The following is a 15,053-nucleotide window of genomic DNA, read 5'->3' on the forward strand; positions in this document are numbered from 1 at the left end:
TTTCGGTCGCAACTGACTATAATTAAATAGCCTTGATAGAAAAAGCTCCACTAAAAAGTGCCTGTATTTTTAATATCTACAGTTTTTAATATTTATGCTTTCTATTTCAAGACTGAAAAGAATAATCATTTAATTCATTAATAGTTATTGGGTTATGTGTTGGAATAACTGGATATATTTACTTATAGGATTAATTTTTGGCTTGGGTATTAGTAAACTCATTCAAAATTTAAATAATCAGAAAACTTCTCAGGATCACAATTTATCTAATTCCAAAGATTTATTGGCTAAATCAACAATAAATAATGCAGATGAATATAATGAACTTGCCTATCAAATGGCTCAAGAAATGAGCGAATTTAAGGGTGGGTTTTTGGCTCGAGTTACCCATGAGTTGCGATCGCCTCTCAATGGATTAATAGGTTTGCATCAACTTATTTTAGAAGACCTATGTGAAAGCCCATCGGAAGAGCGAGAGTTTATTTCTCAGGCTCACGAACGGGCTCTAATATTATTAAAACTCCTTGACGAAATCCTGAAAGTTGCCAGAGCGGATTATGGTGCAAATAAACTAGATATACAACCAGTTTCCATCAGTAAGTTATTTCAAGAAGTTTATGAACTAAATTACATGCTGGCAGCAAATCGTAATTTTCCCTTCATCGTTACATCACCGCAACCAGAAATTTATGCTTCTGCAGATAAAAGCTGGTTGCGTCAAGTTTTGAATAACTTAGTTTCAAATACGATCGCTCATATGGAGGAAGGTAAGATTTATCTTTCTGCTGCAAAATCCAATAACAGCAGCATGATACACGTATGGTTAGATGTACCAAATCATGCATTACTGGATCGGGAGCCAATAGAATTAATTTCATCTGTTAAACAACAGTCTCAAGTTACTAACATTTCAGAACTCAAGGTAATGACCATCAACGAAAACGATGGGAGAACTTCCCCGGGAATGAAATTACTTCTGAATCAGAATTTACTGGAAACTATGAATGGCAAATTAGAAGTTATATCTTTACCTGAAAATCATCAAGAAGTAGATACTTCAACAAGAATTCAGATATCTATCCCCCGAGCGAATTCTGGAGTTGAACCTCTAGAAGCTGAGTCGGAAAATTAGCTTGGTCTGTATTCTGATAAAGCACCATTGTAGTTGTAGAATTTTGCTGAAAACCTATTTTTTCGTAGAAGTTTTGCTGATGAGTAGTCATTAAATATACTCTTTCTACTTTTCTGATGTGAGGATGACTCAGAACAGTTTCTACTAACTTACTTCCTAAACCAATACCACGATATTCTGGGTGAACCACAACATCCCAGATTGTAGCTCGGTAAATTCCGTCGCTAGTTGCTCTAGCAGCACCGATCATTCTTGCTCGGTCCCATACGCTAATCACTGGCTGACTATTAGCAATTGCAGTACTCAGATCGCTAATACTTCGATTTTCTGCCCAGAAAGCTGCAAGATTAAATAATTGTTGCAGTTGCACGAGGTCAATATCAGATTTGCGATCGCTAAAGCGAATCTGAGTAGATTTCATATCAAATCCTTTTATGAGCACTTTCAGCGAGAACTATATAGTACTTATCTAAATATATCTTTAAAAAATTTAAAACTAATTAAAATTAAAATTAAAACTCAAGAAAATCTATATTTAGTCACAAATCCACTTCCATAAAGGATGATTTGAGCCTTGTTTGCGAATGCGCCAAACTCTGTCTTCCAAAAGCTTTTTTTCCTCAGAGGAAAGACCAAATAAGATATTACGACTTTGCCAGATCAAAACTGCAAGCATCATTCCAATGCTAAAAGCTAATCCTAAGGCTGCAAATGGATGTGATATGAGTCCATATCTAACTGCAGCAAATGTAAAATATTCTTTCCACAGTACAATTTCCATACGTAAACTCCACAGACAAATAGGTACTATTGTTAGCCAGACAATCACAATTAATAACCATCTGCTGTAGACAGTTAGTTCGTATAAACGTTGAACTTGTCGCTTAAATGTAGGATCGGAATTGAGAATTTCATCACTATCTATTGAGTTTTGTTTAGGCTGCTGTTCCATATCTATAAAGGAGAGAAGAAAATTATGCTTGGGCTAGGATCTCAAACCAGAATGTGAGGAACAAATTTATAATTGCTTTGCTTTATCAATGTTAATTCTCACAAATTTTAATTTGCCAACCCTTTCTGCTCCATAAAGTATTAATAAGCCTAGTACCGCTGCACAGAAGTCAACAAGTATTGTATTATCTAGCTCTTAGAATTTATAAATGCTTGTTTCATTTTTGCTGACCTGTACTAGACCGATTCCTTTCTCTTTTATCCAAAGATATTCTGTATTTATTATGATTGTGAAAAAAAATTTAAAGATAAACTTATTTGCTTTTATCCCCGACTTATAAAAATAATTCCAAGTGGCTAAATCCCAATTTATAAGTAAACCGGGATATAACTGCATGCTCATTCATTGAAACATGTTATCTGTGGTTTAATTTTAGTTTAGTCTTATGGATAAAAGCATTATTTTGAACCTCCTAATACTCCCAGCTAATATCTAAATACTGCGAATAAAAGATTAAGCTCAAGCATCAACAGATTGATTACTTTCTAGAATAGGTTCTTGTTGATAACGTTCCCGCCACCAGGTTAAGAGAGTACTAGCAATGAAAATACTAGAATAAGCTCCCATCGCGAACCCAATAATTAATGCTAAAGAAAAATTTCTCAGAGTTTCGCCACCAAAGAGAAAAATGGCAAACAAAGGCAGTAATGTTGTTAGTGTAGTATTTACAGATCTGGGTAAAGTCTGATTAACAGCATCATCTACGATTTCTGTAATTGGACGCCCAGAATCATTTTTCAGTGTTTCGCGGATTCGGTCATAAATCACTACGGTATCGTTGACCGAGAAGCCCGTAATTGTTAACAATGCAACAATAAATAAGCTATCTAATTCTATACCTCCAACCAATCCTAAAATCGAAAAAATCCCAACTGTAATCAAGATATCGTGAAATATTGCGACAATTGCAAATACAGCATAATCTAGCTGGAATCTAAAGGATAGGTAAATTACAATACCAGTAAAAGCTGCCAACAGAGCTTTAATCCCAGAAGAAAATAATTGTCGCCCTAAAGTTGGACCCACAGTATCTATTTGTGTTTTCTTGGGGTCAAATTCACCAATTTTTTCACTTAAAGCAGCTTGTAATTTGCTCCGTTCTTCAACATTCAGAGTTTTACTTCGAATTAAGACACCATTTTTACCACTAATTTGAATACTGCTATTTGCGAGTCCTTGTTCTTTTGCAACTTCCCTAACGACAGCGATATCAACAGCTTGTTTGCAATTCTCGGGTTTACTGCAGTCTCGTTCTACCTGTAACCTAGTACCACCAACAAAATCTAAGCCGGGACGTAAGGGATAACCAATTTGCTGCCAAGAAATGACCATTGACATCACACCGGCAATAATAATGACAGCAGAAATAACCCACCAAAGTGGTCGCGATTTATTTATACTAATTTTCATCAAGCTACCTCTGCCTTTTTCGAACTAGGAATGTTGGGACAAAATATTTCCGGTTTCCGTAATGAAGGTATGGTAATTGCCAAGAACATTAATGTCCGAGAACAAGTAACCGCTGTAAACATACTGACTAATACACCGATCGCCAGGGTAAGAGCAAAACCTTTAACAAAACCTGCACCCAAAACAAACAGCGCCAAACAAGCAATTAGTGTAGTAACATTACTATCTAAAATACTGGAGAATGCTCGATAAAAACCAGATTCAACAGAACGATACAGACTTTTACCCGAACGCAGTTCTTCCCGAGTACGCTCAAAAATCAAAACATTAGCATCTACTGCCATCCCTATACTAAGGATAAAACCAGCAATCCCTGGTAGTGTAAGAGTTACACCTAATAAAGCAAAACAAGCCCAAGTAAGTAAAGCGTAAATAATTAAAGCAATATTAGCAATCAGTCCTGGTAGTCTGTAGTAGAGAACCATAAATACTAAGACTAAAGCTAAACCACTTAAACCGGCAAATATACTACTTCTAATGCTATCTTGCCCTAAAGTAGCGCCAACAGTACGATTTTCGACTATTTCAATTGGTAAAGGTAATGAACCACCGCGCAATTGCAGTGCTAATTCTTTTGCCGAGTTAGAATCGAAGCTACCAGAAATTTGAGCACTACCTCCAGTAATTCCAGTATCCCTATATTCGGACCCAACACTGGGCGCGCTAATTAATCGATCATCAAGGAAAATTCCGAGTCTGGTAGAGTTTTGTGCTGCTTCCCGACTGAGGTCAGCGAATAATTGACCTCCCCTATTATTAAATCTGATTGCAACAGCCCAAGCACCACCAGCACGAAGTGGTTCTTCGATCGCATCTGTTAAATATTCACCGGTTAATTCGGTTTTCTCAAACAGTTTTTCTTGCTCTTCAAGAATTTGCTTTTGTTTCTCAGCAATTTTGGCTTGATTCGCTTCAATTGCGGCTGTGTCTTCTTTTTTTTGCAAATCTTGTTGTTTAGTTAGTAGTTCTCTTAGTTCTTCCTGTCTAACGGTTAAAAGTCTGATTTTTTCCGGATTCTCACGTCGAAATTCGAGTTGTGCTGTGGTACCTAGAACTCTTTCTGCAGATTTGGGGTCATCGACTCCGGGTAATTGAATCAAGATTTGGTTATTACCGACAGACTGAATTACCGGTTCGGAAACACCAAGACCATTGACTCGATTTCCCAGAACTGTTTGAACTGCTTCCAAATCCTGTTCGCTAACCTGTGTGATTTTCTCAGTAGTCTTGACCTGAATTGTTAACTGCGAACCACCTCGTAAGTCTAATCCAAGGGGTACATTAAAATTTACGAGTACCGCAATAGCGGCAAAGACTAGTACAAAAATTAAAATTAATAGCGGTTTTTGTCTTTGCATACCTTCAATTTTGTAACAAAGGTTATCATAGCTTTCTCAAAATAAGAGTTGGGATTGGCATAACAATATATCCTGGCGGAATTAAGCATAGCAATCCTTTCAGGTTTAACGGGTTTAGTTTTGCCCGTTGAAATTTGGGGATGGGGAATTGTGCTAGCACCTAGATGGTGTCCCACTCTCTTAACTGGTAGTGTATCTCAGACATACGTAGCATGTTAGCGTCCCAATACACCCAAATATCCATGGCACAATGTAGAAATTAGGAATTAGGGGTCAGGAATTAGAAATAAAACTATTAATAGTCTTATTTTATACTTGGTTATAGTCACCAATCCCCTGCCGTTAGTCCCCAAATTTAAACGCGCAAAGCTACCATTTTTTCTACCGCTTCTACGATTTGTTCTGGTTGTACGATTGTCAATCTTTCCAAAGTACCGTTATAAGGAGTAGGAATATCTTGGGAAGAAAGTCTTACAACTGGTGCATCCAATTCATCAAAAAAGCGTTCGTTAATAGAGGCAATTAATTCAGCACCAATACCACCAGTTCGCATGCACTCTTCAACGATAATAACTCGATGGGTTTTACGGATAGAATTGCCAATAGTTTCTAGGTCCAAAGGTTTAAGGGATATCAAATCAATAATTTCTGGGTCGTAGCCTTGTTTTTCTAGAGTTTTCAATGCTTGTAGGGTATGATGCCTCATGCGGGAGTAAGTCAAAATAGTAACATCTTTACCCGGTCTAACTATTTCTGCTTTATCTAATGGCAACCAATACTCTTCCGTTGGTAGTTCTTCTTTAAGGTTATAAAGTAATACATGTTCGAAAAATAACACTGGATTATCATCGCGGATCGCAGACTTTAATAAACCCTTAGCATTATAAGGCGTAGAACAAGCAACAATTTTCAATCCAGGTACTGCTTGGAAGTAAGCCTCAAGACGTTGAGAATGTTCTGCTCCTAGTTGTCTTCCTACACCACCAGGACCACGAATTACCATGGGAATTTTAAAGTTTCCCCCAGATGTATAACGTAGCATTCCAGCATTATTGGCAATTTGGTTAAATGCTAGAAGCAAGAAACCCATATTCATACCTTCAATTATCGGTCGCAGACCATTGATGGCTGCTCCCACAGCCAAGCCAGTAAAACTATTTTCAGCAATGGGTGTATCTAAAACCCTCAGTTCCCCATACTTTTTATAAAGATCCTTGGTTACTTTATAAGAACCACCATAATGTCCAACATCTTCACCAAGAACGAAGACTGTTGGATCGTGAGCCATTTCCTCATCAATAGCTTCTCGCAGAGCATTAAAGAATATAGTTTGAGCCATGAGATCTTTTATTTACCCTATAGTTTTAGAATCTTATCGTGCATCTGCTGAAAATATCGTCAGCGATATGTCTTTATACAGACAACGAAGGTTGAAAATACCAGTAGTAACCTGCTGTTGTTAGCACATCAAACAAGCTTTAATGATGTTAGCTTAGTTGAAGAAACTCCAATTGCACTATCGTTCTATTTTAGAAAGAGAATGGAGGATAAATTACATCTTGGTGTTTCAAGGTTGTCGTAGGACTTACTGAACGAAAAATTTATCACAAAATTTGCACTGCTGTTAAGTATGCAAGTAGTTCTATTTGTAACATAGTTGTAAATCTGAGCAATGTATCTAAAATTTCCCATACTCAGACTTAAAACAAATTTGGTAAAAATGCTCTACTTTACACTTTCTGAAGTTTTAATCATACAGTTAAGTTAAGAGTTACTGTAAGAATACTGTTAAAATTTCGAACTCGAAAAAATTACTTCATCAAAAGTAGTTCATAGTAAACAAATCTTTTCACTAGTTATTTATCTTATCAATTACACCTGCCCCATTAATTAATTTTTGATTTTTATTTCTTGCAGTGCATTGGAAACATCATTAATAACAGTTAATTACATTCTAATATCAAAAAAAAATAGACGCTAAAAAACGTCTATCTTACTTACCAAGCAGATAAATAAGTAATCTCTAAGATTCTATTTATACTGCTTGATCTATTTTTACTTTTCTCAATACTTAAAATTGTTCAGACATGCTTAATGGGAAGCAAACATTACAAACTGAAATTATATATAGATAAAATCAGTTCGAAGCACTAAAAAATTAAGACTAAATATTTGGAGTATAAATGGGTGAATCACTCATCTGACTAATAGCCGGAGACTGACTTACACCGTTTTCTGGATACCTCCTCGGTCTACCAGGCTTACGCTTATGTCTTTGATTTATAGACTTTTCACTTGCCGTTGCCAACTCTTCTGGCGTGCATTTAAACAGACGTATCGCTTCCAAATACTTCTTAGGTGTCATGGTTGGTTCAGTACGTCCTGCTTCCCAATTGCGAACACTAGTTTCGCTTATTGCAAGCCTGAAGGCTACTTCAGTCCGGCTAAGACCCGCCCGTTCTCTCAGGACTTGCATATCCATACCTAATTGCTCCCTCTTTATTACAACAGAATTGGCTTATTAAATCGGTCATTCAATCGACAAAAATAGTCAATCGACAATTTTTTTTTAACTATATTATTTTATAAGCCATCAGTGTACTTCCTGGCAAATTTATTGCGGATTATACCGAAAACTTCATAGTAATTTTAAAAATCATCTTTGTAGATAATAGTATTTTCACAGTGGCAATAAAAAAATAGACATTTCTCATTTATGATTACTCATCAGTAATTTATAAAAGATATGGATAAAAGACATGGAGAAAATAACATCCTATAGTCCGGTGAATATGAATTTATCGATCCCCTATCTATATAAACAAGTTCAATCTCTCGATTCGCCACCATACAAGTTATAATTTGCGGCTTCTAACCCAACTTACTTGGATCGCTCGTCAAATTAAACCTGTTACAGCTGCACTCGAGAGATTGATAATTTAAAATTATTACTTTTTAGTTGTACTTATCCTGGATTTAACTTAACCAACGAGCAGCATCTTTAGCATGGTAGGTCAAAATTAAATCTGCTCCGGCGCGTTTAAAACTAGTTAGAGTTTCTAACACTACCCTTTCTTCATCAATCCAGCCATTGAGGGCTGCAGCTTTAATCATGGAGTATTCTCCGGAAACGTTATATGCTGCAACTGGTAAATTACAAGCCTGCTTAACTCGCCAGATGATATCCATATATGATAAAGCCGGTTTGACCATAAGCATATCCGCACCTTCAGCAATGTCTAACTCAATTTCTTTAATTGCTTCGCGGGCGTTAGCTGGATCCATTTGATAGGTTCTGCGATCGCCAAACTGGGGTGCCGATTCAGCTGCATCTCGGAATGGGCCATAATAAGATGATGCATATTTAGCTGCATAGGACATGATTGGCGTATCCTGATAACCAGCTTCATCTAAACCGGTTCGGATCGCTTGCACAAAACCATCCATCATTCCTGAAGGAGCGATGATATCCGCTCCGGATTTAGCTTGAGATACTGCAGTCTTTTTCAATAATTCCAAGGTTGGGTCATTTAAAACCCGTCCGCTTAGATCTCCAACTTGTAAATAACCACAATGACCGTGACTGGTGTACTCACACAAACAAGTGTCAGCAATAACTATTAATTCAGGTACTGCTTCTTTAACTGCAGTAGATGCTTTTGGCACGATTCCACAATCATGCCATGCACCGGTAGCATCATCATCTTTTTCATCTGGAATGCCAAACAGAATAATTGCTGGAATACCTAAGTCATAAACTTCTTTGGCATCTTCAACTATCTTATCCACAGATAGCTGATATACCCCAGGCATAGATTTTACTTCTTTGGCAATTCTATCTCCTGGAACTGCAAATAAAGGATATATTAAATCATTTGTTGTGATTACAGTTTCTCGTACCATCTGGCGTAGTAAAGAACTGGTACGCAAGCGACGAGGTCGATGAGTTGGAAACATAAAATTTTATCAACTAAAAGCTAGAGCGGACAATAAAAGCTAGAGCGGACAATAAATAAAGCGTCACATGGTAAAGCAAGAAATTCGCTTTACTCGGACAGACTGGAATCAGCGCTTAACTTGCCTCTGCCCTACTGCTCAATTTTTTATATCGAGAGTTGTAGGGCAATTTTGTATTTTACAGTCAGAGTGTTAAGCAAAAATGTTAAAAAATTGATCGAAATAGAATACAAAGCATCAATCTACCGACAATCAAGTACATTTATCGCCACTAGAATTGTTGATTGAAGCTGTGGTTCCTAGGAATAGTTAATTATGACCAGTCTAAATAAACTTAGGTAATAACTGTTTATTAGCCTCAGGAAATTAACCTCAGGAAATTAACCTCAGAGAAGTAAACAAATTTCCATGTTTGGGTAACTTCCATACCTCAGGTATCAGTGTGGCCTAAGGAGTTAGTTTTCCAAACCTATCTTTATATTCCGTTACACTTATGTGGGAAATGTATTCAGCTACTTTAAGGACTGGAAAAGTATTTATAACTATCGCTAGGAGAAAATATGACAGAAAAATTTTCTGCTGATACTAAATAATCTCTATCCCAATTCAGAGCTTAATATATCTGGAAATATTGTTTACTGACACCAGGATACTTGCCACTTAATTTGCTGTCCACTTGTAATAAATGCAGAATTTACCTTTTGAATTGGAAATTTTAATTTACTGTTTGAATTGATGAGTTGAGTTTAATAAATTAGAATGCTTTTCCAAGGATGCAAATAGAAAGTTATTGATTATCGATTTGTGGTGAATGTAATTTTTTGGTCAAATTTTGAGATCGAGACCAGCTGATCTACTCTCGAACATGTAGCTTTTAGGTTATATAAGACGGAAAATGAAAGGGTAGCGAAAAGGTTTATCTGGATGAGTTAGAACATTAAATAATGCCCAAATAGTAAGCCCCCAATGGAGAAATAACCAGACCCCATACAGTATCCCTAACAAACCAAGGGTGACCCAAACCAAGGGTGTAATAATCAGGAAATAGAGCCACACATTAAAGTGGAGATTGATAGCTTCTTTCGCATTATTCTTAACCACTGGGTCGCTACTAATAAACAGGATGAAAAAAGGTACGCCGATTGATAATACCAAACAACTAAAGAAAATAGCGCCATGACACAGTGCTGATAAAAATCTTCGGCTGTCCGTGTCGTACATTAGATTCTCCGATTTTTAGCTGATTTTTGACAATATTAAGACACTAGCACGAGCTTTGTTGTCTTAATATAAAAACTCCAGCTTTAAGTAGGAAAATTTAATTTAATTTAAGTAACAAATCTCATAAACATTTAACTCAAATTATGTCAACTAATATGTCAACTGAACTTGAGTCAGAACTTACTCAACAGGTAGACAGACGCCGTAACTTCGCCATTATTTCCCACCCTGATGCGGGAAAAACAACCCTGACAGAAAAGTTGCTCCTATACGGAGGAGCAATTCACGAAGCTGGTTCTGTAAAGGCGAGAAGAGCCCAACGCAAAGCAACTTCTGACTGGATGGCAATGGAGCAACAAAGAGGAATTTCTATTACTTCCACTGTGCTCCAGTTTGAGTATCAAAATTCCCATATTAATTTACTTGATACCCCCGGTCACCAAGATTTTAGTGAAGATACTTATCGGACTTTGGCAGCCGCAGATAATGCTGTAATGTTAATTGATGCGGCAAAAGGTTTGGAACCACAAACCAGAAAGCTGTTTGAAGTCTGTAAGATGCGGGGTATACCCATCTTTACTTTTGTTAATAAACTCGATCGTCCCGGAAGGGAACCTTTAGAACTACTTGATGAAATCGAGCAAGAATTAGGTTTAATGACCTATGCTGTAAATTGGCCGATCGGTATGGGCGATCGCTTCAAGGGAGTATTTGATCGGAACGGGAGGCAAATACATTTATTTGAAAGGAGCGCCCACGGTAGCCGTGAAGCTTTAGAAAATGTATTAGAATTAGGCGATTCAAGAGTAGAAGAACTGATAGAAGAAGAACTTTACTATCAACTTAAAGATGAATTAGAACTTATTGAAGGTGTTGGACCAGAACTAGATTTGGATTTAGTGCACCAAGGAAAAATGACACCTGTTTTCTTTGGAAGTGCAATGACTAATTTTGGGGTGGAGTTATTTTTAAAGTATTTTCTTGAATATGCTCTCAAGCCCACCGCACGTCAAAGTACCTTAGGTGAAATTTCACCAACATACCCAGATTTTTCCGGTTTTGTGTTTAAGCTCCAGGCAAACATGGATCCAAAACATCGGGATAGGGTAGCATTCATTAGGGTGTGTACGGGAAAATTTGAGAAAGATATGACTGTAAGTCATGCTCGTACTGGTAAAAACGTCCGTCTTTCCCGACCGCAAAAACTATTTGCCCAAGAAAGAGAATCGATTGAGTACGCTTATGCTGGGGATGTAATTGGTTTAAATAATCCTGGGGTTTTTGCAATTGGTGACACAATATACACCGGTAAAAAGCTTGAATATGAGGGAATACCTTATTTTTCGCCTGAGTTATTTGCTGTACTTCGCAACCCCAATCCTTCAAAATTCAAGCAATTTCAGAAGGGTGTTTCAGAATTGCGAGAAGAAGGAGCAGTACAGATCATGTACTCCGTAGATGAAGCTAAGCGTGACCCAATCTTAGCAGCAGTCGGTCAGTTACAACTTGAGGTAGTACAATTTCGCTTGCTTCAAGAATATGGAATTGAAACAAGATTAGAACCATTACCTTACAGTGTCGCCCGTTGGGTTGAAGGTGGTTGGGAAGCTTTGGAGAAAGTGGGACGTTTATTCAATACAACTACTGTAAAAGATAGTATGGGACGTCCGGTATTACTGTTCCGTAATGAGTGGAATTGTCAGCAATTACAGCAAGACCATTCAGAATTAAAATTAAATAATATTGCTCCGGTTGTTTCTGGGAAAGAGCCCACTAAGGCTTAACAAATATTAAAGGAAATTCTTCAGGACAAACAACCAAGGGTGAATTATCAGGGGCGACCTTCGCCCACTTTTGTCAAACTATGAATTGATTCCCAAATTATATGATTCCCAGATTATATGATTCCCAGATTATATGATTTCCAAATTATAAAAATTAATTTCGGTTAACTATCGATTTACTGCGTAACCTACTTTATTACTATAAGTTTCAGTTTATTGACTATTTCCAATAAATTGAAATCTATACCTTGTTTTTTAGCCTGTTTGAGGTGTGAGTGATCGCATCCTGCAAGTAAAGCTACCAGTATGGGAATATTTTGGAACTATTTATTTCTTGGTTTTCCCGTTGAGTAATCTTTCCTTAAGTAAGTAGATCCTATGATTTTGGGCAAAAAAGTTATCAACGTTTAGATTGAAAACTCAATCTAAATCCATATGACTGATGGTTATATTTTGGGCTTTTGCTAGAAATTACCAGTTTTTTACCCTCCTATTTTTAGTAAACTAAGAGTTACCCAAAAGGTCAAAATAATGGGTGGCTGTGTCCAATAATTGAGTTACAGTTCCAATGCCATCACATTCCGAACTATCCCTTCAGGCTGGTTTAAATGCTCTCAAACAGGGAGATTACCAAGCTGCAATAACTATATTAGATGGCTTCATCAGTCAGTCAACTAATTATTCCGATGTTTTACAAGCAACAATCGGATTAGCTGTGGCTTATTCCCGGACTGGTGAAGTTAGTACAGCCATTTCTCTGTGTGAAGATCTGCGTGAAAGTGATAATCAAGAAGTGAGAGAATGGGCAAATCTCTCCTTAAAAAAACTTCGAGCTAAGCGCTCCAAGGAACAACTGAAGTCAAAAAGTGAACCCGAAGATATACCTGAAGCAACAGGTTTTATTCCCTTTGAAAATAAAGATTCTGCTCCTCTTGAGGAGAATTTATTTTCATCACAACTTGTAACTCAGGATAACTCTACTGTAGTGGAATTACTAAACAGTGAAAGTAGTCGAGAAACATTTCACCAAGATAAAACCCTGAGGCAACAACATAAGATAAATCATCAAATAAAGGAAAATCAATCTCAAGATAATCAAACCAAAGATAATCAAACTAAGAATAAACAAGAATCTCCAAAAACATTTGAACAATCTAAATCTAGTAACGAAGAACTACCGACTCGAGGAGTAACTGTCTACTGGCGGAAAGCACCAAAAGCAAAAATGTGGCAACCTTTACCGAAACCTAAATTACTTCCCCTGAGGGTAGTGATGGTTTTAACATCGGTTGCATTATTCTGGACAATGAGATTTTTATTGGTCTTATTGATGGAATCAGTCAATCATCTTTTGAACTGGTTACCGTTTGTGGAACCATTACAGTTCCTTTATTACGATCCAATTTATTTCTTACTAGCAGTTGTTATTGTTCTTGCTATAGCTTCTCCTTGGTTATTGGATATCTTATTGAGTAAGTTTTATCCCCAACAAACTTTACAACAAGAGCAACTAAACAGGTATAGCCCTGCAGCTAATCGACTATTAATACGTTACTGTCAGCAAAGAGGGTGGAAAATACCCCAGTTATTTGTTTTGCAAGAATCTGCTCCATTTGCTTATTCCTATGGAAATTTGTCCCGTACCGCTCGGATTGTAGTTACTCAAGGACTCCTAGACCAACTAGAAAATGATGAGATTGCTGCAGTTTATGGAATGGAATTGGGACACATTACCTATGGTGATATTGGATTAACCTCCCTTTACCTATTGGTGACTCTACCAATTTATGGTTTGTACCAAATGATTTCCCGTTGGGGGGACTGGTTACCAAACAAAATTGGACGTTCCTTTTTAGGAGTTTTCGCCAATTTCTTTTACTGTATTTGGTATGTGTTGACTGGTACTAGTTTATGGTTCTCCCAATTACGCCATTACTATAGCGATCGCCGCGCTGCAGAAATGACAGGTCACCCCAACGCTGCAATTCGTGCTTTACTTAAAATGGCAATTGGGATTGCTGGAGATATTGAAAAACAAGAAAAAACTAGTTATTTACTAGAAAGCTTGAATTTACTTTTACCACTGGGATACAAACAAAGTTTATCTTTGGGAAGTATCGCACCCCACATAGCCCTCGAGTCCTATTTAATGTGGGAATATCTTAATCCCTATCGTTGGTGGTTTGCTGCTAATAACAGTCATCCTCTCACAGGACATCGGATTCAACGCCTATGTCAAATCGCTCGTCAGTGGCGTTTGGAAACAGAGTTAAGTATAGAAAAACAACAGCCCTTGCAAATCCGACATCAGTCATTTTTCATTGGTATGGCACCATGGTGGGGAATTCCTTTAGGCTTGTTATTGGGTTTTGGTATTTGGTTAGTGTGGCAAATTGCTTATGCTGTTGAAGTATTGAATCTGAAGTGGATATATGATGATTGGAATTTCCTCTTAGGCTGTATTTTAATTGGTTTTAGTATTGGAACTTTAGTTAGAATTAACCAATTTTTCCCGGATATTAAACCCAATTCAGCCCAAACCAACGAAAATTTTATCGACGTTTTAAATAACCCTGCTTCGCTTCCAATTGATAGTAATGCTGTTTTACTTACTGGCAAATTACTTGGTCGTCGTGGTACCAGTAATTATTTAGGACAAGATTTAATATTGCAAACTAATAGAGGTTTACTCAAGTTACACCATATTTCCTGGTTGGGACAAGCCTTTAATCCTCAGGACTTTGTCGGTCGAGAAGTCATAGTTCGCGGTTGGTTGCGACGGGGTGCGACACCTTGGGTTGATATTCAAATATTAAAAACTCAAAGTGGTAAAAAAATTAATGGACTTCATCCAATATGGTCGATGATTTTTGCTTTCATTTTTACTGCTTTGGGTGCTTATATCTTTCTCCAAGGATAGCTGTGAGTTATTGAAATAACCCTACTTTACCTATAGTTGTCCATCCTCTTCTTATCTCTGACGCCTTGGCAATTCTACATTCTTAAAACTGCTTGGAGTGATGTGTAAATAAAAGTTGCACATAATGTCCTGAGGTGTTAAGTTTATTAACAATAGTTTTAGATATATATATAATTTAGCTATCTCTGAGACTGTGTAA

At 37.1% G+C, this 15,053-nt stretch carries 11 protein-coding genes; 3 read left to right on the forward strand and 8 right to left on the reverse strand.

Going from position 1 to position 15,053, the window contains the following annotated elements; all coding sequences use genetic code 11:
• Positions 1-154 precede the first annotated feature (154 nt).
• The gene (locus QNJ50_RS12995) at positions 155-1,132 is read left to right on the forward strand and encodes a HAMP domain-containing sensor histidine kinase (RefSeq protein ID WP_300635864.1); all 978 of its coding nucleotides are present in this window, start codon (positions 155-157) and stop codon (positions 1,130-1,132) included.
• On the opposite strand, the gene QNJ50_RS13000 is transcribed toward QNJ50_RS12995, so the two are convergent.
• The 8 genes from QNJ50_RS13000 to QNJ50_RS13035 form a co-directional block, all read right to left on the reverse strand.
• Positions 1,077-1,553 carry a GNAT family N-acetyltransferase gene (locus tag QNJ50_RS13000; protein ID WP_300635865.1) on the reverse strand — a complete coding sequence of 159 codons (477 nt, stop codon included), beginning with the start codon at positions 1,551-1,553 and terminating at the stop codon, positions 1,077-1,079. The two genes, QNJ50_RS12995 and QNJ50_RS13000, sit on opposite strands and share 56 nt — an antisense overlap.
• 114 nt (positions 1,554-1,667) lie before the next feature.
• The gene (locus QNJ50_RS13005; RefSeq protein ID WP_300635866.1) at positions 1,668-2,084 is read right to left on the reverse strand and encodes a hypothetical protein; all 417 of its coding nucleotides are present in this window, start codon (positions 2,082-2,084) and stop codon (positions 1,668-1,670) included.
• Between the two features lie 519 nt (positions 2,085-2,603).
• The gene (gene secF / locus QNJ50_RS13010) at positions 2,604-3,554 is read right to left on the reverse strand and encodes a protein translocase subunit SecF (protein ID WP_300635867.1); all 951 of its coding nucleotides are present in this window, start codon (positions 3,552-3,554) and stop codon (positions 2,604-2,606) included.
• Positions 3,554-4,972: a protein translocase subunit SecD gene (secD, locus tag QNJ50_RS13015; RefSeq protein WP_300635868.1), complete on the reverse strand. Its 1,419-nt coding sequence runs from the start codon at positions 4,970-4,972 to the stop codon at positions 3,554-3,556. Before secD ends, secF begins: the two co-directional genes overlap by 1 nt.
• Positions 4,973-5,327: 355 nt before the next feature.
• Complete coding sequence (locus QNJ50_RS13020) at positions 5,328-6,311, reverse strand: alpha-ketoacid dehydrogenase subunit beta (RefSeq protein ID WP_300635869.1); 984 nt, start codon at positions 6,309-6,311, stop codon at positions 5,328-5,330.
• 825 nt (positions 6,312-7,136) lie between these two features.
• On the reverse strand, positions 7,137-7,454 hold the full coding sequence (locus QNJ50_RS13025) for a helix-turn-helix transcriptional regulator (protein ID WP_027843056.1): 318 nt from the start codon (positions 7,452-7,454) through the stop codon (positions 7,137-7,139).
• 494 nt (positions 7,455-7,948) lie between these two features.
• A complete protein-coding gene (gene hemB, locus QNJ50_RS13030; RefSeq protein ID WP_300635870.1) occupies positions 7,949-8,929 on the reverse strand; it encodes a porphobilinogen synthase in 981 nt (326 codons plus the stop codon).
• A gap of 879 nt (positions 8,930-9,808) precedes the next feature.
• On the reverse strand, positions 9,809-10,150 hold the full coding sequence (locus tag QNJ50_RS13035; protein ID WP_300635871.1) for a DUF4870 domain-containing protein: 342 nt from the start codon (positions 10,148-10,150) through the stop codon (positions 9,809-9,811).
• Between the two features lie 155 nt (positions 10,151-10,305).
• Here QNJ50_RS13035 and prfC point away from each other — a divergent pair, with 155 nt between their 5' ends.
• Positions 10,306-11,934: a peptide chain release factor 3 gene (prfC, locus tag QNJ50_RS13040; protein WP_300635872.1), complete on the forward strand. Its 1,629-nt coding sequence runs from the start codon at positions 10,306-10,308 to the stop codon at positions 11,932-11,934.
• Between the two features lie 568 nt (positions 11,935-12,502).
• Positions 12,503-14,854 (forward strand): M48 family metalloprotease, encoded by a 2,352-nt coding sequence (locus QNJ50_RS13045; RefSeq protein ID WP_300635873.1) that lies wholly within the window; start codon positions 12,503-12,505, stop codon positions 14,852-14,854.
• Positions 14,855-15,053: the final 199 nt, after the last annotated feature.

This window comes from Mastigocoleus sp. MO_188.B34 (assembly GCF_030065675.1).
Taxonomy (GTDB): Bacteria; Cyanobacteriota; Cyanobacteriia; order Cyanobacteriales; family Nostocaceae; genus Mastigocoleus.

What these genes read in the sequence shown, in the direction of transcription:
- QNJ50_RS13025 (WP_027843056.1), bottom strand. Translation starts at nt 7,454, where the DNA reads ATGGATATGCAAGTCCTGAGAGAACGGGCGGGTCTTAGCCGGACTGAA.
- QNJ50_RS12995 (WP_300635864.1), top strand. Translation starts at nt 155, where the DNA reads ATGTGTTGGAATAACTGGATATATTTACTTATAGGATTAATTTTTGGC.
- QNJ50_RS13005 (WP_300635866.1), bottom strand. Translation starts at nt 2,084, where the DNA reads ATGGAACAGCAGCCTAAACAAAACTCAATAGATAGTGATGAAATTCTC.
- QNJ50_RS13020 (WP_300635869.1), bottom strand. Translation starts at nt 6,311, where the DNA reads ATGGCTCAAACTATATTCTTTAATGCTCTGCGAGAAGCTATTGATGAG.
- hemB (WP_300635870.1), bottom strand. Translation starts at nt 8,929, where the DNA reads ATGTTTCCAACTCATCGACCTCGTCGCTTGCGTACCAGTTCTTTACTA.
- prfC (WP_300635872.1), top strand. Translation starts at nt 10,306, where the DNA reads ATGTCAACTGAACTTGAGTCAGAACTTACTCAACAGGTAGACAGACGC.
- secF (WP_300635867.1), bottom strand. Translation starts at nt 3,554, where the DNA reads ATGAAAATTAGTATAAATAAATCGCGACCACTTTGGTGGGTTATTTCT.
- QNJ50_RS13000 (WP_300635865.1), bottom strand. Translation starts at nt 1,553, where the DNA reads ATGAAATCTACTCAGATTCGCTTTAGCGATCGCAAATCTGATATTGAC.
- QNJ50_RS13035 (WP_300635871.1), bottom strand. Translation starts at nt 10,150, where the DNA reads ATGTACGACACGGACAGCCGAAGATTTTTATCAGCACTGTGTCATGGC.
- QNJ50_RS13045 (WP_300635873.1), top strand. Translation starts at nt 12,503, where the DNA reads ATGCCATCACATTCCGAACTATCCCTTCAGGCTGGTTTAAATGCTCTC.
- secD (WP_300635868.1), bottom strand. Translation starts at nt 4,972, where the DNA reads ATGCAAAGACAAAAACCGCTATTAATTTTAATTTTTGTACTAGTCTTT.